Origin of the sequence: Pseudoalteromonas sp. SG44-8 (assembly GCF_014164125.1) — a bacterium.
Classification (GTDB): Bacteria; Pseudomonadota; Gammaproteobacteria; order Enterobacterales; family Alteromonadaceae; genus Pseudoalteromonas; species Pseudoalteromonas rhizosphaerae.
The window spans coordinates 1-21,450 of the sequence record NZ_JACJEQ010000045.1; the positions used below are offsets into that span (position 1 = coordinate 1).

Below are 21,450 nucleotides of genomic sequence, written 5' to 3' on the forward strand. Positions count from 1 at the left end.
AGCCTTTAGCCTTTAGCCTTTAGCCTTTAGCCTTTAGCCTTTAGCCTTTAGCTAGCGCATAGTAACAAACTCTTCTGAGCCAGTTGGGTGCAGCGCAACAACGGCATCAAAATCTGCTTTGGTTGCGCCCATTTTCATGGCCACGGCAAAGCCTTGGATCATTTCATCAACAGCAAAACCTAAGCCGTGTAAGCCTACAACTTTCTCGTCAGGGCCTGCGCACACTAGCATCATGTTACATGCTTGGCGATGCTGAGTAACCGCAGTGTACATAGCTGCAAAGCTTGATTTATACACTTTTACGTTCTCGTTGCCGTACTGCGAAATTGCTTCTTGCTCAGTTAAACCAATGGTACCAATTGGCGGGTGGCTAAATACCACGGTAGGAACTAAGCTGTAATCCATTTTTAAATCATCTGGCAGGTCTTTATTGAACAAACGCTCTGATAAAGTACGGCCTGCTTTTACTGCAACAGGGGTAAGCTCTATACCGCCTTCGATGATATCACCCACAGCATAAACATTTTTAGCCGTGGTATTTTGGTACTCGTCTACCTTAACGTAACCGCCTTCGTTTACTTCAACACCCGCTGCGACTAGGTTAATCTTATCAGTCGTCGGTGTACGGCCAATGGCCCAAATGACTTGATCAACATTTTGACTGTAGCCATTTTCAAAGTGGATAGTTAAGCTGCCATCGCTTTCTTTAACTACTTCTTTTGGTGAGCATTCGGTATGCAGCGTCGGGCCTTCTTTGGCCATAATATCAACAAGGGTGTCGATGATGTATGGGTCAAAGGTGCGCAATGGTTTATTTTTACGAACAAATAAATGGGTTTCTGTACCTAGGCTATGTAGTACACCGGCAATCTCTACCGCGATATAACCGGCACCAACAACGGCAACGCGTTTTGGTTGTTCATTCAGCTCAAAAAAGCCATTTGAATCGATGCCGTGTTCAGCACCTGGGATATTTGGAATGCTAGGGCGACCGCCTACGGCCACTAAAATATGATCGGCGGTGTAGTGCTCGCCGTCTACTTCGATTGTTTTACTGTCAACAAATTTAGCGAAGCCTTTAATAACTGTTACGCCGTTTTTAGCAAGGCCATTATCGTAACCTTTATGAATGCGGCCAATATAGGCTTCACGGCTTTCTACTAGTTTACTCCAGTTGAATTCTTTTACTTCAACATTAAAGCCGTAATCAGGGGCGTATAAGTTAATTGCTTCAGCAACTTGAGCGCCATGCCACATTACTTTTTTTGGTACACAACCTACATTTACACAGGTTCCACCCATATGTTTTGCTTCAATTAGTGCCACTTTCGCGCCACGCATTGCTGCACGGTTAGCTGACGCTATCCCGCCGCTGCCGCCGCCAATCGCAATGTAATCAAAATGCTGAGCCATCTTTAGTCCTCAAGTTTATATAAAACGTATTTCTCTGATAATAACACATGGCAGACCCGTTAAAAGCCCCTTGTATTTCGAGACGTACGCCCCAACTTAAAAATCATATTCGAAACGATTTGAGAGCTAACATGAGCGATTTACAAAATAACCCACTAATAGGCCTTGAAGGCTTACCACCGTTTTCAAAAATTAAGCCAGAGCATGTTGTGCCGGCGCTAAAAGCGGGTATTAGCGAATGCCGCGCTAAAATAGACGAAGTGCTGGCTAATAAATCATTCACTTGGCAGGACTTAGTGTTACCTCTTGAAGAAGTTGACGATAAATTATCGCGAATGTTTTCTCCGGTATCGCATATGAACTCCGTAGTTAATAGCGATGAATTACGTGAAGCGTACGAACAATGTTTACCACTTATCTCAGAGTATTCAACCTTTGTTGGTCAACACCAAGGGTTGTATGAAGCCTACAACGCACTGCACAACAGCGATGAGTTTAAAACGTTAAGTACGGCTGAACAAAAAACTATTACTAATGCATTGCGTAGCTTTGAATTATCGGGCATCGCCTTGGCGCCTGAGCAGCAAAAGCGCTACGGCGAGATCAGCGCACGTTTATCAGAACTTGCGGCTAAATTTGGCAATAACGTGATGGATGCCACATTGGCTTGGCAAAAGCACATTACTGATGAAAGCGAACTCGCAGGTTTACCTGAGTCGGCGTTAGCGTTAGCGGCAGATACAGCAGCAAGCAAAGAATTGGACGGCTGGGTATTTACCCTTGATTTCCCGTCTTACTTACCGATCATGACTTATGCTGATAACCGTGAATTACGCGAAGAGACGTATACGGCATTTGCAACACGCGCATCTGATCAAGGCCCACACGCTGGTCAGTTTGATAACTCTGAGATTATGAGTGAAGAACTCGCGCTGCGTCATGAAATTGCGCAACTATTAGGTTTTGCCAGTTATGCTGAAAAATCATTAGCCACTAAAATGGCTGAAACGCCAGAGCAAGTATTCTCATTTTTAGAAGACTTAGCCGCTAAATCTAAACCACAAGCTGAGCAAGAGCTCGCTGAGCTACAAGCTTACGCTAAAGAAAAACATGGCATTGAGCAACTCGCTGCGTGGGATTATGGTTATTACGGTGAAAAGCTTAAGCAAGAGAAATACGCAATATCAGACGAAGTACTGCGCCCGTATTTCCCCGCAGATAAAGTACTAAGCGGCTTGTTTGAAACAGTAAATCGTTTATTTGGTATTAGTGTTAAAGAGTTAAAAGACATTGATAGTTACCATAAAGATGTACGCTTTTTTGAAATTTACGACAGTAGCAATACCCTGCGTGGCCGTTTTTATCTTGATTTATACGCGCGTGATCACAAACGCGGTGGCGCGTGGATGGATGACTGCATGGGTCGCAAAGTACGCGCCAATGGTGAGTTACAAACGCCTGTAGCGTATTTAGTGTGTAACTTTAATAAAGCGGTAGGCGATAAGCCTGCACTGTTTACTCATAATGAAGTCACCACTTTATTCCATGAGTTTGGCCATGGTATTCACCATATGCTAACCCAAGTTGATGCCGCGCCAGTTGCGGGTATTAATGGTGTTGCATGGGATGCCGTTGAGCTGCCAAGTCAGTTTTTAGAAAACTGGTGTTATGAAGAAGAAGCACTTAACTTTATTTCAGGTCACTATGAAACGGGCGAGTCATTGCCTAAAGAGTTATTGGATAAACTACTAGCAGCTAAAAACTATAACTCAGGCATGCAAATGCTGCGTCAAATCGAGTTCTCGTTATTTGATTTTAGAATTCACAACGATTATCAAGCGGGTGAAGAATGCCAAATTCAAGCGCGTTTAGATGAAGTACGTAGCCATACATCAGTTGTTAAAGCACCAGAGTTTAACCGTTTTCAACATGGTTTTAGCCATATCTTTGCTGGTGGTTATAGCGCAGGTTATTATTCGTATAAATGGGCCGAAGTGCTCTCAGCTGATGCGTTTTCCAAATTTGAAGAAGAAGGTATTTTTAACCCAGAAACTGGGCAAGCCTTTATGCAGCATATTTTAGAAAAAGGCGGCAGTGAAGAGCCAATGGAGTTGTTTAAAAACTTCCGTGGTCGTGAGCCAAGTGTCGATGCACTATTGCGCCACAGTGGTATTGCAGCTTAAGCACTACGTATATTTAATCTTGAAAAGCGCCGTTTGGCGCTTTTTTACTATTTAGAGTAATAAATTGTCGCAAAATCAGGGCTCCGTACTATGCTTTTTTAAGTAATTAATAAAAAGGAATTGGGCATGACAAAACTGGTACTGGCGATTGATGATGATAAATATGTTCATCGTGTAATAGAGGAATCATTAGCGGGGTTTTGTCAGTTAATTCATGCTAAAAATGGCGAAGAAGGTTTAAGGCAAGCTTATAAATATAGCCCTGACATTATTTTATTGGATGTTGAAATGCCGGGTAAAACAGGCTACGAAGTGTGTCGTGAGCTGAAAAGTAATGAGCAAACCAAAGATACCCCAGTGATGTTTTTGTCGGGTAAAAGCGAATTACCAGAACGTGTTAAAGGTTATAATGCCGGTGCTGCCGATTACATTGTAAAGCCCTTTAATGCAGAAGAATTAATGGCGCGTATTCGGGTGTTGTATCAATATCGTCAGCATTCTATTAAGTTAAAAAATGATGTTGCGCGCGCGCAGAGCACTGCTGAAATCGCCATGACTGACTCCGGCGATATGGGGCGCATAATGCGTTATGTTGGGCAAACCTATCACGCCCATGATGTGCAATCATTATCGGCCTATTTTTTTGAATTCTTCCGACCGCTGAATCTCGATGTGGTTGTGGCATTTTGGTATCAAGATGTAGGAGTTGTGTGTACTGATGACGGTGGTGTTTGTCCGTTAGAGCAAGAGTTATTAGAAAAGCACCGTTACTCTAATCGCTTTGTTGATTTTAGTAGTCGTACTATTGTTAATTATCCTAAAGTGTCTATTTTAATTAAAAATATGCCTTTAGATGATGTTGTGCTGTATGGTCGCTATAAAGATTTATTCCCGCATATTTTGGAGGTGACCAATGCCAAAATTCAAGATATGGAAGTAAAGGAAATGGCGCTAGCCCAAGCGCATGCGGTTGGTAATGCTTTCAATGAGCTTTCTTCGCAATTATTTGTCAGTAGCGAGGCGCGTGAAGAAGCCGTAGCTAAATTGACAACTCAGTTATCTGAATTACGTGCACTTATGCAGCAAGATCCCGCTTTTGCTGCGAACCAAGCGTTGGCATTGCAGGTTGAGCAATTAGAGCAAACACAATTACAGTTAATTATCTTGAATGATGACTTGGCTTTTATTAAGCATCAGCTCAATCACATTATTGAATCGCGCAGCGAATTGATAGAAAGCTTGAGCAACACAGCCGCGTCAGAGCACTCTCAAGACGTTACTTCGCAAACTGATATTGAGCTATTTTAGTGCTATAGCGTTAAGCAATTGATATACTTCGCAAGCTATTTACGGTCGGAGTTTATTTTGGTTATACAGTGTCCTTTTAAAGAAGTACGTCCTTATCTTAATGAAATTGAGCTGCGTTTTGGGCTCGCTGAGTGGGCGGCACAAAGCGAAGGCTTTTCACTTCATTATGATGATCAAGGCTTAAGCTTACGAAAAACCGATGAACCAAAACTTGGCGCTATTAGCGTTGACTTTGTAACTGGGGCTGTTGCTCATCGGCGTAAATTCGGTGGCGGTAAAGGGCAATCAATTGCTAAAGCGGTGGGTTTAAATAAAGGAGCGACCCCCGTTGTTCTAGATGCGACCGCAGGGCTTGGCCGTGATGGTTTTGTGTTAGCATCACTGGGTTGTAAAGTGATTTTACATGAGCGCCATCCGGTTGTTGCAGCATTACTTTATGATGGTTTGCAACGTGCTTATAGCGATAATGAAATTGGTCCGTGGATGAAGCAAAACATGAGCCTAGTGTTTGGCTCAAGTCATACCTTACTCGCGCAATGCGAAAGTATGCCAGATGTAGTTTATTTGGATCCAATGTTTCCACACCGTGAAAAGTCAGCACTGGTTAAAAAAGAAATGCGGGTGTTTCAAGACTTGGTTGGCGCAGATAATGATGCTGATGACTTACTCGCATTTGCCTACCCACTGGCTAGTAAGCGAGTGGTTGTTAAGCGGCCTGATTACGCACCATTTTTAAATAATCAGACGCCTAGCATGCAGATTAAAACCAAAAAGAATCGCTTTGATGTGTATGTCAAAGCCGCCATGGTGTGAGGCTTTATTCGTATTTTTTATTTTTGTTCCCATAAAGTTATAAGAGTTTCATATCGATTTTCATTAAACTGTCATAAATAGTTAATAGTGTACGCGCAGTTACCCAAAGGAATTTAATTTCATGCGCGTGTCATCATTCACTCGGTTGCTGGCTATTTTGCTGGCATTGGCTAGCCTGCTGTTAGGCGGAACCTTGTACTGGGCAAGTCAAACCTTAGTTAAACTCGAACAACAAGACCAATCTTATAATCAATTAAAAAATAAAATACTCGTTGATTTAAAAGGCTTACTAGAAGATTACTTAGCACAGGGCGATAGTCAGTATTTAGGGAAAGCGTCGGATTTAATTAGCCAAGTAAAAGACACCCAACTTGCTATTTTACCAATTGATTTAAAACAACAGTTAGATCTGCAATTAAGCCAACTCGATACTGATATAAAAGGTAAGTATCGTGCTTTAGGTAAACTGTCAGGTAATGAAACAGCATTACTTGATAATGCACTTAGGCAAATGGCGGGCTCAGCTTCTTCTTTAATTGGTTATGCTAACAAAGCAGGGCAACAAAATACTAACGCTCAGGCTTATTATCAGCTTGGCAGTGATTACTACCGCGAAGTGACAAATTTGTCGTTGTTTACTTATCAGCTAATGCTTAGTTTTGATCAAGACACACAAACCAACTTACAACAAAGTATTGCTAACTTAAACCGTTTAGCAAAGCAGATTGACGAGCTTGAAAACTTGGGCGTTATGAGTGAAGTTGATGAAGATAGTTTGTTTATAGATGAAGAAGCCGAAGATTTAGCAGGTGAAATTAAGGCTGAGCTAAGAAGCTGGCCGAACCGCTACCCACGTGATTTAGAGAACACCATTGCACAAGCTCAGCAGCGTCAAACAGGCATACAGGCTCTGCGCAAACAGATCAGTACACTTTCTGACACGGTGATAAATGCTGAGCAGCAACTTAAAATTCAGCAAGGTACGTTAAAGCAGCGAGTATTTGTAGTGTTTTGTATTGCCATTGGCATGTTGGTTGTATTGGCTGTTGGTGTTTACTTTGTACAGCGAAATCAAGTATTAACCCCGCTTCGTCAATTACGTGATGGCTTTGCATTTTTAATCGAAAGTAACGAATTAAAAAATATTGAAAGTAGTAACTCAAAAACAGAAGTTGGTGAAATAGCTAGTTACTTTAACCAGTTAATTGAGCGTCAACGGTTAGAGGCTGAAGAGCGTGCACAAATGCTCAAGGTGATTAACGATTTTATGCAAGAAATGAGCGAGCATCTACATACGATAAGTCAGCAAACAGATGCCAGTCATCATCAAGTTGAACAAAATCAAGAATTATTGGCTGATATTCAACATATTGGTGAGCAAGTAAACGATATAAACGGCAAAGTAGCAGATAACGCCAAGCATACGTTTTCAGCAATGGAGCAAAGTTTAGGGTTTGCCCAAAACATGCTCAGTGCTAGCTCAAATACACAACAGCGGGTGGAGCAAGGTTTACATAGCTTGCAAGAGTTGCTCAGTGGTGTACAAGATGTAGGGAAAGTTATTGAAGTGATCCGCAATATTGCAGATCAAACTAATTTGCTGGCACTCAATGCTGCGATCGAATCAGCGCGCGCAGGTGAACATGGCCGTGGTTTTGCTGTGGTTGCAGATGAAGTACGCAAGTTAGCTCGGCAAACACAAGGTTCGCTGAGTGATATTAATAACCAGCTCAATCTATTGAGTGAAAACTCAACTATGGTGTCAACGCAAATATCAGCATTAGCTGATGATGCTCAATTGCAAACCGATAATGCCCAAGAGCTGAAACGAAACTCCGAAGGGGTAGCTCATAATGCACAGGATGCTAATAAAGTCGTTTTTGATGCCATGGAGTTGGCAAAGCAGCAAAACTCATTGTTAGAGAACTTCAGCCAGTCAATGCAAAGTATGAAAGGGCAGGTGAGTGAATCTAGTTTATTAGTGGCTGATATTCATCAGCGTTTACAGCAGCAAATGCATACTATTCGCAGTAGTTTAGGATTGTAACTTTGCTTGCAAAGGCACAATTACTCGCAACTCGATGTTAGGGTTGGTTGCGCTTTTGTGCTATTTTGGTGTTGTTCAAAACCCATCACTTTAAAAGGAAATATCATGATTTCTCAAGGTCAAACATTACCAGCCGTTAGTCTTACACAGCTTACTGACGACGGTATGCAAACACTTACCAATGAAACACTTTTTGCAGGTAAAAAAGTGGTGTTATTTGCAGTGCCAGGCGCGTTTACACCTACGTGTTCAAATGCACATTTACCTGAATTTATTACTCTAGCAGATAAAATAAAAGCCAAAGGCGTTGACGCTATTTACTGTGTATCAGTAAACGATGCGTTTGTAATGAAAGCATGGGGTGAGCAACATAATGCTCAAGCAATCGAGATGCTTGCCGATGGCGATGCTAGCTTTACCAAAGCACTTGGTTTAGATAAAGACACTGCTGCATTTGGTGGTGTACGCTCAACGCGTTATGCAATGATTGTTGAAGATCAGCAAGTCACAGGTTTATTTGTTGAACAAGATAAAGAGTTTGCAGTAAGTCGCGCAGAAGCGGTACTTGAAAAGCTTTAAAAAAGAGCTAAAAAAGCCGAACTTTCATTCGGCCAAAGTTACCAAGGGAACTGGCAAATAGCACTTATAGGCATAGAGTTTAATACAAACCCTATGCCTTATTGCTAATTAAGGCTGGTATTGTGCGTCAAGCGTTAAACCGGCAAAGGTTTTATAAGCATTCACACTCATGTGCCAAGTTCCTGCTTGAGGATTGCTAAACGTACATGTCTCTGCGTTACCGTTTTTATATGGGCGGCAATCATAGCTAGAGCCTGTTGGTTGGCTGCCAAACTTAACAAATAAATCTGCATCACCTGAGCCACCAGACGTTGTTACGGTAAAGCTTGCCATTCCTGCTGGAACATCAAGGGTATAATGTTTCCATTGCCCTGCATTAGCTGAAATATCAGACACAGTTCCACCACCTGCTTGTGGATTACCTGTGTTACCAGAGGTTGTTAAATTACCAACTAAACTCACGCCTGAGTAAGCCGAGTAACCACGTACCATCACATGATATGTACCAGCAGTTGGGCTGTCTATAGAGCACTCTTCGCTGTTACCCCCTTTATACGGACGACAATCATAAGTTGATGTAGTGGGTTTACTACCTGAGCGTACATATAAATCTGCATCACCCGTTCCGCCACTCATAGTGAAAGTCACATTAGTTGCGCCACTTGGTACAGTCATTGTATAAAAAGTATCACTACTCGCAGCGCCACTTAGGCCCGTTTGAGCTTGGCCATCAAGTAACTCATTGCCGCCAACGGGTGGTGTAGTACCACCGCTTGCAGCAGCAACTGCGGCTGCAGCGTCAACAATACCAGTACCACAGTTATTGCATGTGGCAGGGAATGAGCGAGTGCTTGATTTTAATATGCTTTCAATTTCATCAGGCGTTGCAGTTGGCTTTGCTTGTTTAATAAGAGCAGCAACACCAGCAACATGAGGTGCTGCCATCGATGTACCTTGTGAGTAATGATAGCTGTCACTAGAAGGGCTTGATGAACCTGAGTTATGTGTAGATAAAACACCTTCTGAATCATTAGCAAAGCTTTGCGCACCACCAGGTGCTGCAACATCGATAGATGTACCATAGTTTGAGTAGTAAGCTCGCCCACCATTACGACCAACCGATGCAACATTTACTACGCCATTACAGTTACCAGGGTTATAGTTGTTAGCATTGTCGTTATCATTACCTGCGGCAATGACAATTACAGTGCCGTTATTACGTGCTTGGTTAATCGCGTTTTGTGTTGTTGAGCTACAAGAGCCGCTGCCACCTAAACTCATATTGATGACATCAGCAGGGTTAGCATTAGCAGGTACGCCAGACACTGACCCGCCTGAAGCCCAAATAATACCGTCGGCAATATCAGATGTTAAACCACCACATTTACCAAGTACGCGTACCGGAACAACTTTAGCATCATAAGCAACACCAGCAACACCTTCGCCATTATTCGTAACGGCTGCAACAGTACCTGCAACATGGGTTCCGTGCCAGCTTGAACCTTGTGCACTGTTATTATTACCACACTCACCGGCAGATACTGCATCACCTGGATCGCGTGCATCACTATCGCGTGCGCCGCCGTCATTTGCGACAAATGTATCCGAAATCATATCGTAGCCAGGTAAAATATTGGCATTAAGATCAATGTGTGGACGATAACCAGTATCTAATACTGCCACTGTTACACCGCTACCTGTTGCGGTATTCCATGCAGTTGGAAGGTTTAACCCGCCAGCTTGCTCATAGTAATGCCATTGGTCGTCATAACGAGGGTCGTTAGGAGTTGCAAATGGTTTTAACATCTGGTCGATTTCAATGTATTCAACATTGCCTGAAGCCATTACTTCTTGCATATATTGTTGGGCTTCGTCAGCGCTTAGTTTTTTATTTGCACGCATAACATGATGATTGTCCAATGCCATTGCACGGATATATTGCGCCTTAACTTTTCCTTTTTTACTGGTAAAGTTTTTAACAAAGCCTTGGGCCTTTTTATTCATCATTTGTGGGCTAGTATCAGCAATCGAAAATGTTGCCATATCATTACTATTATTTTTATACTTGATGATAAAGCGTGTACCGAGAGGATCTTGGCTTTGTAGTTTTGTTGTTATGTCAGCAATAGATGGTGTTATTGCTTCGCTAGGATTTGCCATGCTTGATGTCGCTGCAAATATCGCGCTCACAGTAAGCGCTACAGCGCATTTTTTAAATATTTTTCTTGTTGTCATAATTATCCCTAGATTGTTATTAAGCTTCACGATGAATTGTCGTGAAGGGGAACAAAAGTAAATGATCTGTTAAAATAGTTAAAATAACGTTTTATTATTAATGTCTCTATTTTAGTTATATCGGGATGTTTATATGGCTAAATACGATTTTATGACTTTTATTATGCCGTTACAGTGGTTATAAAGTATTAATTAATTTGTAGACTGGCGAGGTGAACATTTATTTTTTCACACTTTGTTGTTAATAATAAAATAGTGAAATACCGCTCAGTTTGTACTTTTAAATTTGCTACAATTGCAAAAATTTCCTCATGAGATGAACAAATGACCCAAGTAGATGTAATAGTGATCGGTGCCGGAGCCGCAGGTTTAATGTGTGCAGCACAAGCAGGATACCGTGGCCGCAGTGTTACAGTGCTTGATATGGGCAAAAAGCCTGGTCGTAAAATTCTCATCAGCGGCGGCGGACGTTGTAACTTCACCAATGAAAACGCCAGCCCTGAAAACTATTTATGTGGTAATCCACACTTTGTAAAATCGTGTTTAAGCCGTTATACCCAGCATGATTTTATTGAGCTGGTGGACAGACACGGTTTGGCGTATCACCATAAAACCCTTGGGCAGTTATTTTGCGACAATAGCGCACAAGATATCGTTGATATTTTGCTAACTGAGTGCGAGTGGGCGGGTGTTAATGTTGCGCTGCGTAACGAAGTGCTTAGCGTTGAAAAAACCGCTACTGGCTATCTCGTGATCACAGAACAACAGTCATACAGCTGTGAGTCACTCGTTGTTGCCGCTGGTGGCTTAACCATGCCAAAACTAGGCGCAACACCAATAGGGTATAAAATTGCTGAGCAATTTGGCTTAAAAGTATTACCGACCATGGCAGCACTTGTACCATTTACCTTGCACCAACATGATAAGGACCGCTTTGAAGGGTTATCGGGTATTAGCGTGCCATGTATCGTCAGCAGTGAAGATGGCACAAGTTTTAAAGAAAACATCCTATTTACTCACCGTGGTTTATCAGGCCCCGCTATATTACAAATCAGCTCATTTTGGCGAGCAGGGCAAGCAGTGACTATAAACCTGTTACCAGAGCTTGATTTAACAGAGCAATTAGCAACATGGCGAGAAACCCAAGCACAAAAATCATTAAAAAATAGCCTAGCGACTATTTTGCCAAAACGCTTTATTGAAATACTGCATGAGAGTAAAGCTATTCCAGATTGCAATGTAAATCAGCTCACCCATAGCCAAATTGACGATCTAGCTAATTACATTCATAACTGGCAAATTAAACCCAACGGCACCGAAGGTTACCGCACAGCGGAAGTAACTCTAGGCGGTATAGACACCGACGAACTTAGCTCAAAAACCTTTGAAGCGAAAAAAGCCCAAGGGCTGTACTTTATTGGTGAAGTAACCGACGTAACCGGTTGGCTAGGAGGCTATAACTTCCAATATGCTTGGAGCTGCGGCTTCGCAGCAGGGCAGTATTGTTAGCTTTGTGTAGAGACAATAAAGTTTGCCCGTAGTGAGATATGCTACAACATGCTCATTTCTCTAGCTGATTTAAGGTTATAGATAATGAGCAGTTACACAATTCTTATTACACCTATTTTGTGTTCTTTTGCAAATCAAAAAAGAACCTCATCAGTTCTAACCTGCTTCCAATTAGCTACTTCGTCTAAAGACGTATCTTGAGTTGAAGCAAACATAAAAAATATGAAAGTCATTTTAAAACAAGTGTTTGAATATTTTTTAATGCCAAGTCAAATAATAACAAAATGTTCATATTTGGAACTTTGCAGCGTCTATGTGGTCATATTAAATTAGTGTTATAGGGAACACTTATTGTTTAGGGAACAAATATTGTGACAACGTGGCGCTGGCCTTTTATTATTTCATTACTGCTCCACGGGATAATTTTTTCAATATTAATGAGTGTTAAAACCCCAAAATTTGTAGCGATAGACACTCCCCCAATTAAAGCATACATGGTTAGTATGGCGTTGCCTAAGTCATTGCCTAGAATAGAAAAGAAGAGCAACCAGCACGACGAAGCCACGCTGTTGAAAAAGCTTGAAAAACCAATTATTCCTGCTGCAAATACGATTGTAAAAATTAAAAAAACAATAAAGCCTGTAACGCCCAAGGCACAAACAGACTCTAACAGCTATAAAAAAATAGACCTTAAATTAGGTTTAAAGAGCATACTAAAGCAACAGCAAAATACATTCCGATCAACACCTCCAACGTCACAAGCTTTAGCACAACCACAGCGTATTACAGTGCCAAAGGAGTACCAGCAAACCAGCATAGACCCATTAAAAGTTGAAAAGCAAAGCATGCAATTAACTATCTATCGCCTCGGAGATAACTGCTTTAAAAAGGTATCGATAGGAGCTGGTGTAATGCCAAAAAGTGACCTACCAGATAGTTACTTAGTAGGCACCACTTGTGCTAAAACAAAAGTAACCGACGCCTACGATCAAGCTATGAACAAATGGTTAGATAAAAAGTGACTACGGTGTGGAAGTTATTAGAAATAAAAAAGAGCTGGTACAAATTTTGTTAAGACAGCTATTTTGACAAACATGGAGTTAACCAATTCAGCTCAAAGAAGAACTTATACCCTTACCTCAACATAGTACCTGAGTTAATCGCAAAATTTCCTACTAACTAGTTAATGGTTACTTTTATCCTTGTTTTCTTGTTCAATCACTTCGTTTTACAGAACATGTATGTAAGTTAAAATACCTACTTCGGGCAAATACTCGTGTAACAACATATATATAAAATATAGAAGCACATAAAACACGCCATAATTTTTGTTTGCTTTATGTTCAAAAACTGATTAACATGAGCTCGTTCAATTGTTCAGCACTTACCCTAAGTGTTGGATTCATCAACTAACTGTGAAGGAGAAAATACTATGACAATTACATCAACATCCTTTGCAGGTCTTATCCGATAAGAAACTTGTTACTTAAACACGCTTTTATATATTAAGTACATTTAGGTAAGCATTGCGTTTAAACGCGTTCCTTTCGTTTGATTTCAAAATAGATCCAGACCTGCCAATTCGTATTTCGTTTTAATCCTATTTTTCTAACAAAGAAAAAGGAATTGGTATTATGGGCAAATCCGTCCAAAAAATAACTGATAAAGTTAGCCTTATTGCGTCTGCTGATACGTGGATTGAGGGGCTGGCGATACAGCAACTGATCAAAACATCAGAGCTAAATGGTATGCAACGCGTTGCGGGCATGCCTGATTTACACCCAGGTAGAGGGTATCCTATCGGGGCTGCATTTTTCACTACCAACAAAATTTACCCTGCATTAGTGGGTAACGATATTGGCTGTGGTATGGCGCTGTGGCAAACCACAGCCAAAGTAGCAAAAGTAAATCTAGATAAACTTGCCAAAAAATTTACACATATTGAGCTGCCACTTGATGAAAGTTGGTTCTCAATCATAGAAAGTAACAAAGCGGCAAAAAATATTACTACCAAGGGTTATGATAGTGCCTTGGGTACCATTGGTGGAGGTAATCATTTTGCTGAGTTTCAAGCTATTGATGAGATATACAATCAAAGTGCCTTAGATGAGTTAGGGCTAAGTAAAAAGCATCTTCAATTATTGGTTCATTCAGGCTCGCGTGGGTTAGGGCAATCAATATTGGTTGAACATATAGCGGGTCATAATCACGATGGCTTATGTGAAAGTGATGCTGACTTTAAAGATTACATGAGCAAGCATGATGAAGCTGTGCGCTTTGCTGAACTTAATCGTGAGCTGATCGCTAAGCGGTTTTTAGAGGCTATACGAGCAAATGGTGAGTGTACCTTAGATATTAACCATAATTTAGTATCGGCTAAAAACATTGACGGTTGTGATGGCTGGTTACACAGAAAAGGTGCTACACCGAGTGATAAAGGCTATGTAGTGATCCCAGGCTCTCGTGGCGATTACAGTTATCTTGTAAAACCTGTATTTACAGAGTTTATTGGTAATGATCTAACAGTGCAGGAAAGTATCAATACCAGTTTATTTTCACTTGCACACGGCGCGGGGCGAAAATGGCAGCGTGGTGAGTGCCATGGCCGATTAGGTCATAAATACAAGCGCGAAGATTTATATCGTACAGCGTTAGGCAGCAGAGTTGTTTGTGGTAATAAAGAATTGCTATACGACGAAGCACCACAAGCATACAAAAAGTGCGAAACGGTGATCAGCGATATGGTCGATGCAGGGTTAATTGAAGTTGTGGCTAAGTTACGCCCGATACTAACCTTTAAAACAAATGGAGATTGTTCATCATGATATTACTACAACTATCTGCTGGGCAGGGCCCTATCGAGTGTTGCAAAGCTGTTGGTTTGGCGCTGAAAACGATTGAAAAGCAATGTCGAGAAAAGGGCATAAGGCTCGATATTGTTGAAACCGTTGCTACTAAAGAGCTGGACTGTTTTAAATCGGTACTATTACAAGTTGGTTCAGGGCAGCTAGATTCAACAACAGCTTATTTAACAAAATTTTATTCAGAAAAGGAAAGCCAAGTTAAGCAATTGGCTCAGTCATGGCAAGGTACTATGTTGTGGGTGTGTCAAAGTCAGTATCGGCTTAAGCATAAACGTAAAAACTGGTTTTTTAGCGGGCAACTGTTCGATATTGATGAAAGTAAGCTTGATAAAGGCGTAACTTTTCAAACATGCCGCGCGTCTGGCGCTGGCGGTCAACATGTTAATACTACTGATTCAGCGGTAAGAGCAACTCACACAGCAACGGGGACTTCGGTACGTGTTGAGAGTGAGCGCAGTCAACATGCCAATAAGCGTTTAGCAAGTGTGTTGTTGTTTCAAAAACTAGAGCAAGTAGCGTTGGATAAAATGACTCAGCAAGAAACAGCACGTTGGCAGCAGCACTGGGAAGTTGAGCGTGGTAACCCTGTAAAAACATTCACTGGTGAAAAGTTTGTTTTAAACCGTGACTGCTCAGTTAATAAAGGAGTACATAATTAATGAAGGAACATAAAGTGACAAATGTACTTTTCATTTGTAGTCGCAATCAGTGGCGAAGCCCAACGGGTGAGCAAGTATGGAAAAATCACCCAGAGCTTGCTGTTAGCTCAGCAGGCACCAGCCCTAATGCAAAGAGAACAGTGAATGCCAAAATGATGCAATGGGCTGATGTCATATTTGTTATGGAGCAAAAACACAAAAATAGACTAAAAGCGCAATTTGGAGATTTATTAACGTATAAAGATATTCAAGTATTAGATATTGCTGATGAATACCAATATATGGATAACGAGTTAGTAAGTATTATAAAACAAAGCGTTGGCAGCTATTTAGCACTAACTTTAGTGTAGCGTTTTTTATCTTGTTTGTGAGTCGGTACGAACAAGATAAAACATTCGCGACTAAAGTCGTTCCTACATGATACAAGTACTCGTGTGAATGGCTTTAGTCACCAATAAAAGCTTTTTGCGACTACTATTTAAGCAGTTAGCTTATTGATTGTTAAAATAAAGGTTTTTGCTAGTGACAAGCCAGTAAAAACTTTTTATACTGCAACCCGCTTTAGTCGCTTAGGTGGTTAAACGCTTCAAAAATTTAGCTTTGTTTTTTAAAAACATAAGCTAATACAAAATGGCCCCTTAGCTCAGTTGGTTAGAGCACACGACTCATAATCGTTAGGTCCCCAGTTCGAGTCTGGGAGGGGCCACCACTTTTACACGATTTCCAAGTAAATTCCTAATAAACAAAATTACTCAGTTGTTCGTTTTATCAATACGATATTTACGCTTTGTTATTAAATAACAATCCTGAACTTGTATTACCTGCAGATGTAAATAAGCTATTGACTAAGGTTGAGACATTTTTTCTAACCGTTAACTGTATAAAACTTAATTCATCATCTAATTGCTTATTTAGCTCCGTTAATTGCTGTTGTTGCTGTGTTTTAGATAATGTTTCGTCATTTTTTACCGTTTTTATTTTATTCTGTAGTTGATCTATGTTCTTTAGAGTTTGTTCCTGCGAAGTTTCCTCAGGCTGTTTGGTTTCATCATCTTCTTTACTGTCAGTGTTCGCAATATTTCTGTTTTCAGAAGTGCTTGTTTTATCATTCTGAGACTTTACATCTACGTTGCTTGTAGTCGATTGTGTATTTAAATTATTTTGCTTTATATTATGTGATTCAATTTGTATTTGTGGATGAAAAGCATTCAACTTCATAAAGTCCTCTACGTGATAAAAAATTGACTGATTTTAGTTCAGGTCTGAATAAATATTTTTATGCACTTTTCGTTCCAAAAATAGGGTCTGTATTTTTAAGATTAAATATTACTAATTAAAGGTTATGTTAATGGCATTTAATGCTATTTCCTTAAAGGTGTGATAATTTGCCTCAATATTTTGGATACTTTTTTGTAAAAAATATTCTCATCAGTTTAGCTGTTGACAAACAAGCTGTTTGTTTTAAAAGTTCTCGAAGAATTACTCCTTGCTGTAATTCTGTAAGATTGATTGCGGTGTTGTAAAATAACAACTAACCTTAAGATAAAAGATTGGGGAGGTTTAATTAGTGAATGATAAATCAATGGAATGCGATAGAGTGTTGTGTAGCAATTGCACGGATGAAGAAAGCCTTGGTTTTGATTTTACAATGGCATTTCAACCAATTATAAATTGCCAAACTAACTCTATTTTTGGTTATGAGGCACTTGTTCGTGGTTTAAATAATGAATCTGCGTATTCAGTTATTTCTAAAGTGAATGATGCTAATCGTTATACTTTTGACCAGCTATGTCGCATTAAGGCAATTGCATTAGCCGCAAAACTAGGCGTTGATTCGATGTTAAGCATTAATTTCTTACCTAATGCTATTTATAAGCCAGAACGCTGTATTCGTACTACATTAGAAGCCGCTAAAAAATATAATTTTCCTACTCAACGTATTATGTTTGAGTTTACTGAAGTTGAGAAAATAGAAGATAGTGCTCATATAAAGCGAGTGGTTGAGTATTACCAGTCGTTAGGTTTTACAACAGCCACGGATGATTTTGGATCTGGTTATTCAGGACTTAATTTATTAGCCGATTTTCAGACTGATATTATTAAGTTAGATATGGAGCTTATTCGCAATATAGATTCAGATAAAGTACGCCAAGCAATTGTGACCCATAGCTTAAATATGTTTCGTGATCTAAATATCACTCCGCTAGCTGAAGGGATAGAGACTCTTCAGGAATATACTTGGCTAAAAGCAGCGGGCATAGAATTAATGCAAGGCTATTTATTTGCAAAACCAGGTTTTGAGAGTTTACCAACGATTGATTTTAATGACTATTGATTACTCTTTGGTAACGCGAGCGATAACAATGCTGCTAGGGCAATAAAGCAGCTTGAGATCCACAAGCAAGCTTCTAGCCCGTGTTGTTGATATACCCAGCCCGAAAGCACTGTGCCTAATAATCTGCCCATGGCATTTGCCATATAGTAAAAGCCCACATCAAGTGACACGCCATCACTATCAGCAAGGCTTACAATTAAATAGCTATGCAATGATGAGTTAATCGCAAACACCGCACCAAATATCAGTAAACCGATAATAACGGATGCTTGTATATAAAAGTCAAAATGCAGAGCTAAGGCAATAATGGCCGGTATAGCTGTTAAGTAACTGGCCCATAAAAAAGCGCTACGGCCACAGGGCACCTGAACTGATTTTTTTCCTGTACTCATTATGTTTGTAATATAAGGCGCAAAAGACTGCACTATGCCATAACCAATAATCCAGCATGCCATAAAGCCGCCAACCCACCAGTGATCCCAAGCAAATGTAGCCGCCAAAAATACCGGTAGCGCCACAACAAACCAAACATCTCTGGCGGCAAACAAAAATAGTCGTGCCGCAGAAAGTACATTAATTGCTTTGCTCTTAGAGAATAGCTCACTAAATTTGGCTTTATTTTTAGCTTTGCCTAAATCTTCTTTTAATGCGAATACACTAAATAGCCAAACCATAGTGAGCATGCAGATCATGATTAGCATTGCGCCATGAAACTCTAGCAAAGTCAGCAGTACACCACCTAAAAAGAAGCCAACACCTTTTAACGCATTTTTAGAACCCGTTAAAATAGCCACCCATTTGAAAAGCTGGCCTTGCGCGTCTTTTGGTACTAGTAACTTAATAGCGCTTTTGGCGCTCATTTTATTCAGATCTTTTGCGATCCCTGAAAGCGCCTGCGCAGCCATCACATAAATTACGGTGAGTGTATCTACAGGTGCCATAAGCATTGCCAAAGACACAATTTGTAATGCTAAGCCAATGTTCATGGTTTTATTCAGGCCGAATCGAGCTCCCAGCCATCCGCCCACTAAATTGGTGATCACACCAAAAATTTCATAAAACAAAAACAACATAGCAATACTAAGTGGGCTGTAACCTAATTGATAAAAATACAGCACCACGAGCATCCGCAGTGCGCCATCAGTTAAAGTAAATGCCCAGTAATTACCGGTAATGATCAAATATTGTTTTATTTGTGGGGAGAGTGCTGTGAATCGATCCACGGTTAATTATTCCTTGTCAGCTAGACCAACTTTACGTACCAGTTCCGCAGTTCGGTTCGCGTAGCCCCATTCATTGTCGTACCACACATAAAGTTTTACTTGAGTGTCGTTGATCACCATGGTTGATAGCGCATCAATGATGCTGGAACGAGGATCGGTTTTGTAGTCAATAGATACCAGTGGGCGTTCTTCGTAGCCCATAATGCCTTTTAGTTCATTTTCAGCAGCATCCTTAAGTAATTTATTTACTTCAGCAACGGTGGTACCGCGCTCAAGTTCAAATACACAGTCAGTAATTGATGCGTTAGTTAGCGGTACGCGAATAGCATGGCCATTTAGTTTACCTTTTAACTCTGGAAATATATGCGTTATTGCAGTAGCTGAACCAGTTGTAGTGGGGATCAAACTTGTGCCGCATGAACGTGCACGGCGTAAGTCTTTATGCGGCGCATCAATAATTGTTTGGGTGTTGGTTATGTCATGAATGGTGGTGATTGAGCCATGCTTGATGCCAATCTTTTCATGAATAACTTTTACTACTGGTGCTAAGCAGTTAGTTGTGCATGATGCAGCGGTAATGATTGGGTAAATCTCTTTATTATAAAGGTGGTCGTTTACACCTATTACTACATTTAAAATACCCTCTTCTTTTACTGGTGCTGTAACAACAACGCGTTTTACACCTTGATCTAGGTAAGCTTGCAGTAGTGTCTTGGTTTTAATTTTACCCGACGCTTCAATAACGACATCACAGTTTGACCAATCAGTCTGTTCTGTTTTAGTGTTTTGCGTAAAAGCAATTGTTTTACCATTAATTATAATAGTATCTTCAGTATGACTTGCTTCGTGATGCCATTTACCGTGTACTGAATCAAACGTCATTAAATGAGCGAATGTTTCAGCATTACCGCCTGGATCGTTAATATGGACAATTTCTATATCATGCCAATCAAATGCTGCGCGCATTGATAATCGGCCCATACGGCCAAAACCATTTATACCTACTTTTACTGTCATAATTACATCCTGATTAATTGTTGGGTTGTAAGTGCGGTAAAGCTAGCGCTTCATTACGTTAGCCAATGTTAAATTGTGCTGTGTTTATTAAAGTTATCGTTAACTGCAAAAGCTCACTTTATTAGGTCGTTTATGCATAGTCGCTAATCGCTTAAGGCTGTTGATGATCAGATGGAGATTACTTTCAGTGGTTGTACTAATAATCGTCTTGCTCCATTGTGGCAATCTTGGATTAATTTGGTAAAACACCCATTGTCCGTGCTTTCTATCTGTAATGATGCCGGCTTTCTTTAATACGGCTAAGTTACGCGATACCTTTGGTTGGCTTTGCTCTTGCAGTGCTACCATTAATTCGCAAACACATAACTCGCCATAGTAGTTGGTTAACATTAAAGTTTTTAATCGGATCTGATCAGTTAAGCATTTATAAAATATGCTTGGATCTATCGATAACTCGTTATCTTGATCTGAGATGGTACTACTACATAGTGGCACATACTGATGTGATTGCAGGTTATTAATATTACCGTGTACGTCAATAAACATATCCAGTCGTTTATCAAGTTCATAGAGGGTTGCGACAAAGGGCTCTAAACCTACCATTACTTTTGGATCTGCAATATCCCACGCAAGTTGCAACAGTGCGCCTTTATAAGCTCTGCATTCATTGTTTGCTCTTTCACATAGCGTAATAACATAATCAAAAGTCTTATCTGTAAACTCAGCTATATGTTTTGCGCTGAGCTCAGTTATCGGCAAGTTAAACTTTTGCAAACAATTAATTGTTCTAGGATCAATATCTTTAGGAGCGATCCCAGCACTATAAACATCAAAAATCTCTCCCGCTTTATTTCTCAGTAATACTTCTGCCATTTGTGAACGGGCTGAATTCTCAGTGCACAGAAAGAGCACACTTTGCTTTGAGCTATTACTTTGGGACATGTAAATTAAATATTCTGACTGACAATATCCATTAAGTGTATATATGAAATTTCATATATACAATACTAGTGTTATTAATATCAACGTATATGAATGTGAAACCCTATTTTAGAAGGATTGAACAATAGCGATTATCTATTTTTTAGATGTGTTTTTAAGCATCTTGGCTAAAAAGTAAGCGTAAGGCATGTTTTTTATAGTTTTCTTTAAAAAACGCTTGCGTAAAATTCGCCGCGCCCTATAATGCGACCCCACTGAGACGGCAGACAGCAACGCTTAGCGAGGCAAGAGTTAATCAGTTAGTCGAGTAAAACTTGAGTTTA

The 21,450-nt window shown here is 40.3% G+C and carries 17 protein-coding genes and 1 tRNA gene; 12 read left to right on the forward strand and 6 right to left on the reverse strand.

The window, feature by feature from the left end; translation table 11 throughout:
- Nucleotides 1-51: 51 nt before the first annotated feature.
- Nucleotides 52-1,413, reverse strand: a complete 1,362-nt coding sequence (gene gorA / locus H5163_RS20110) for a glutathione-disulfide reductase (RefSeq protein ID WP_149982657.1) — start codon at nt 1,411-1,413, stop codon at nt 52-54.
- Between the two features lie 131 nt (nt 1,414-1,544).
- Here gorA and prlC point away from each other — a divergent pair, with 131 nt between their 5' ends.
- From prlC to H5163_RS20135, 5 genes are all read left to right on the forward strand, one after another.
- The gene (gene prlC, locus H5163_RS20115) at nt 1,545-3,596 is read left to right on the forward strand and encodes an oligopeptidase A (protein WP_145238693.1); all 2,052 of its coding nucleotides are present in this window, start codon (nt 1,545-1,547) and stop codon (nt 3,594-3,596) included.
- Nucleotides 3,597-3,722: 126 nt separating this feature from the next.
- Nucleotides 3,723-4,904: a two-component system response regulator gene (locus H5163_RS20120; protein ID WP_182735825.1), complete on the forward strand. Its 1,182-nt coding sequence runs from the start codon at nt 3,723-3,725 to the stop codon at nt 4,902-4,904.
- A gap of 57 nt (nt 4,905-4,961) precedes the next feature.
- Nucleotides 4,962-5,717 carry a class I SAM-dependent methyltransferase gene (locus tag H5163_RS20125; protein ID WP_145238699.1) on the forward strand — a complete coding sequence of 252 codons (756 nt, stop codon included), beginning with the start codon at nt 4,962-4,964 and terminating at the stop codon, nt 5,715-5,717.
- Between the two features lie 121 nt (nt 5,718-5,838).
- Nucleotides 5,839-7,764: a methyl-accepting chemotaxis protein gene (locus H5163_RS20130; protein ID WP_182735826.1), complete on the forward strand. Its 1,926-nt coding sequence runs from the start codon at nt 5,839-5,841 to the stop codon at nt 7,762-7,764.
- Between the two features lie 105 nt (nt 7,765-7,869).
- Nucleotides 7,870-8,343 (forward strand): peroxiredoxin, encoded by a 474-nt coding sequence (locus tag H5163_RS20135; RefSeq protein WP_145238704.1) that lies wholly within the window; start codon nt 7,870-7,872, stop codon nt 8,341-8,343.
- A gap of 108 nt (nt 8,344-8,451) precedes the next feature.
- Here the strand turns inward: H5163_RS20135 and H5163_RS20140 are convergent, their stop codons facing one another.
- Nucleotides 8,452-10,578 carry a S8 family peptidase gene (locus H5163_RS20140; protein ID WP_182735827.1) on the reverse strand — a complete coding sequence of 709 codons (2,127 nt, stop codon included), beginning with the start codon at nt 10,576-10,578 and terminating at the stop codon, nt 8,452-8,454.
- A gap of 324 nt (nt 10,579-10,902) precedes the next feature.
- Here H5163_RS20140 and H5163_RS20145 point away from each other — a divergent pair, with 324 nt between their 5' ends.
- The 6 genes from H5163_RS20145 to H5163_RS20170 all read left to right on the forward strand — a co-directional run bounded on the left by H5163_RS20145 (nt 10,903) and on the right by H5163_RS20170 (nt 16,319).
- The gene (locus H5163_RS20145; RefSeq protein ID WP_182732052.1) at nt 10,903-12,087 is read left to right on the forward strand and encodes an NAD(P)/FAD-dependent oxidoreductase; all 1,185 of its coding nucleotides are present in this window, start codon (nt 10,903-10,905) and stop codon (nt 12,085-12,087) included.
- 371 nt (nt 12,088-12,458) lie between these two features.
- Entirely contained in the window at nt 12,459-13,109 is a 651-nt protein-coding gene (locus tag H5163_RS20150) for a hypothetical protein (protein ID WP_182735828.1), read from the forward strand.
- A 612-nt stretch (nt 13,110-13,721) separates the two neighbouring features.
- Complete coding sequence (locus tag H5163_RS20155) at nt 13,722-14,912, forward strand: RNA ligase RtcB family protein (protein ID WP_182735829.1); 1,191 nt, start codon at nt 13,722-13,724, stop codon at nt 14,910-14,912.
- A complete protein-coding gene (prfH, locus tag H5163_RS20160; RefSeq protein WP_145238719.1) occupies nt 14,909-15,610 on the forward strand; it encodes a peptide chain release factor H in 702 nt (233 codons plus the stop codon). The genes H5163_RS20155 and prfH overlap by 4 nt, the downstream gene beginning before the upstream one ends.
- 14 nt (nt 15,611-15,624) lie before the next feature.
- Nucleotides 15,625-15,960 carry a low molecular weight protein tyrosine phosphatase family protein gene (locus tag H5163_RS20165; RefSeq protein ID WP_259399839.1) on the forward strand — a complete coding sequence of 112 codons (336 nt, stop codon included), beginning with the start codon at nt 15,625-15,627 and terminating at the stop codon, nt 15,958-15,960.
- Nucleotides 15,961-16,242: 282 nt separating this feature from the next.
- A tRNA-Ile gene (locus tag H5163_RS20170) sits at nt 16,243-16,319 on the forward strand.
- A gap of 71 nt (nt 16,320-16,390) precedes the next feature.
- On the opposite strand, the gene H5163_RS20175 is transcribed toward H5163_RS20170, so the two are convergent.
- The gene (locus tag H5163_RS20175) at nt 16,391-16,828 is read right to left on the reverse strand and encodes a hypothetical protein (protein WP_182735831.1); all 438 of its coding nucleotides are present in this window, start codon (nt 16,826-16,828) and stop codon (nt 16,391-16,393) included.
- Between the two features lie 349 nt (nt 16,829-17,177).
- Here H5163_RS20175 and H5163_RS20180 point away from each other — a divergent pair, with 349 nt between their 5' ends.
- Nucleotides 17,178-17,945 carry an EAL domain-containing protein gene (locus H5163_RS20180; RefSeq protein WP_182732028.1) on the forward strand — a complete coding sequence of 256 codons (768 nt, stop codon included), beginning with the start codon at nt 17,178-17,180 and terminating at the stop codon, nt 17,943-17,945.
- Here H5163_RS20180 and arsJ read toward each other — a convergent pair.
- The 3 genes from arsJ to H5163_RS20195 all read right to left on the reverse strand — a co-directional run bounded on the left by arsJ (nt 17,939) and on the right by H5163_RS20195 (nt 21,127).
- Entirely contained in the window at nt 17,939-19,168 is a 1,230-nt protein-coding gene (gene arsJ, locus H5163_RS20185) for an organoarsenical effux MFS transporter ArsJ (protein ID WP_182732027.1), read from the reverse strand. The two genes, H5163_RS20180 and arsJ, sit on opposite strands and share 7 nt — an antisense overlap.
- 6 nt (nt 19,169-19,174) lie before the next feature.
- The gene (locus H5163_RS20190) at nt 19,175-20,185 is read right to left on the reverse strand and encodes an ArsJ-associated glyceraldehyde-3-phosphate dehydrogenase (protein WP_182735832.1); all 1,011 of its coding nucleotides are present in this window, start codon (nt 20,183-20,185) and stop codon (nt 19,175-19,177) included.
- Nucleotides 20,186-20,284: 99 nt separating this feature from the next.
- A complete protein-coding gene (locus H5163_RS20195) occupies nt 20,285-21,127 on the reverse strand; it encodes a metalloregulator ArsR/SmtB family transcription factor (RefSeq protein ID WP_145238748.1) in 843 nt (280 codons plus the stop codon).
- Nucleotides 21,128-21,450 lie beyond the last annotated feature (323 nt).

Coding starts and splice junctions, on each gene's coding strand:
- prfH (WP_145238719.1), top strand. CDS start 14,909: ATGATATTACTACAACTATCTGCTGGGCAGGGCCCTATCGAGTGTTGC.
- H5163_RS20195 (WP_145238748.1), bottom strand. CDS start 21,127: ATGTCCCAAAGTAATAGCTCAAAGCAAAGTGTGCTCTTTCTGTGCACT.
- gorA (WP_149982657.1), bottom strand. CDS start 1,413: ATGGCTCAGCATTTTGATTACATTGCGATTGGCGGCGGCAGCGGCGGG.
- H5163_RS20175 (WP_182735831.1), bottom strand. CDS start 16,828: ATGAAGTTGAATGCTTTTCATCCACAAATACAAATTGAATCACATAAT.
- H5163_RS20190 (WP_182735832.1), bottom strand. CDS start 20,185: ATGACAGTAAAAGTAGGTATAAATGGTTTTGGCCGTATGGGCCGATTA.
- H5163_RS20155 (WP_182735829.1), top strand. CDS start 13,722: ATGGGCAAATCCGTCCAAAAAATAACTGATAAAGTTAGCCTTATTGCG.
- H5163_RS20140 (WP_182735827.1), bottom strand. CDS start 10,578: ATGACAACAAGAAAAATATTTAAAAAATGCGCTGTAGCGCTTACTGTG.
- H5163_RS20135 (WP_145238704.1), top strand. CDS start 7,870: ATGATTTCTCAAGGTCAAACATTACCAGCCGTTAGTCTTACACAGCTT.
- prlC (WP_145238693.1), top strand. CDS start 1,545: ATGAGCGATTTACAAAATAACCCACTAATAGGCCTTGAAGGCTTACCA.
- H5163_RS20120 (WP_182735825.1), top strand. CDS start 3,723: ATGACAAAACTGGTACTGGCGATTGATGATGATAAATATGTTCATCGT.
- H5163_RS20145 (WP_182732052.1), top strand. CDS start 10,903: ATGACCCAAGTAGATGTAATAGTGATCGGTGCCGGAGCCGCAGGTTTA.
- H5163_RS20130 (WP_182735826.1), top strand. CDS start 5,839: ATGCGCGTGTCATCATTCACTCGGTTGCTGGCTATTTTGCTGGCATTG.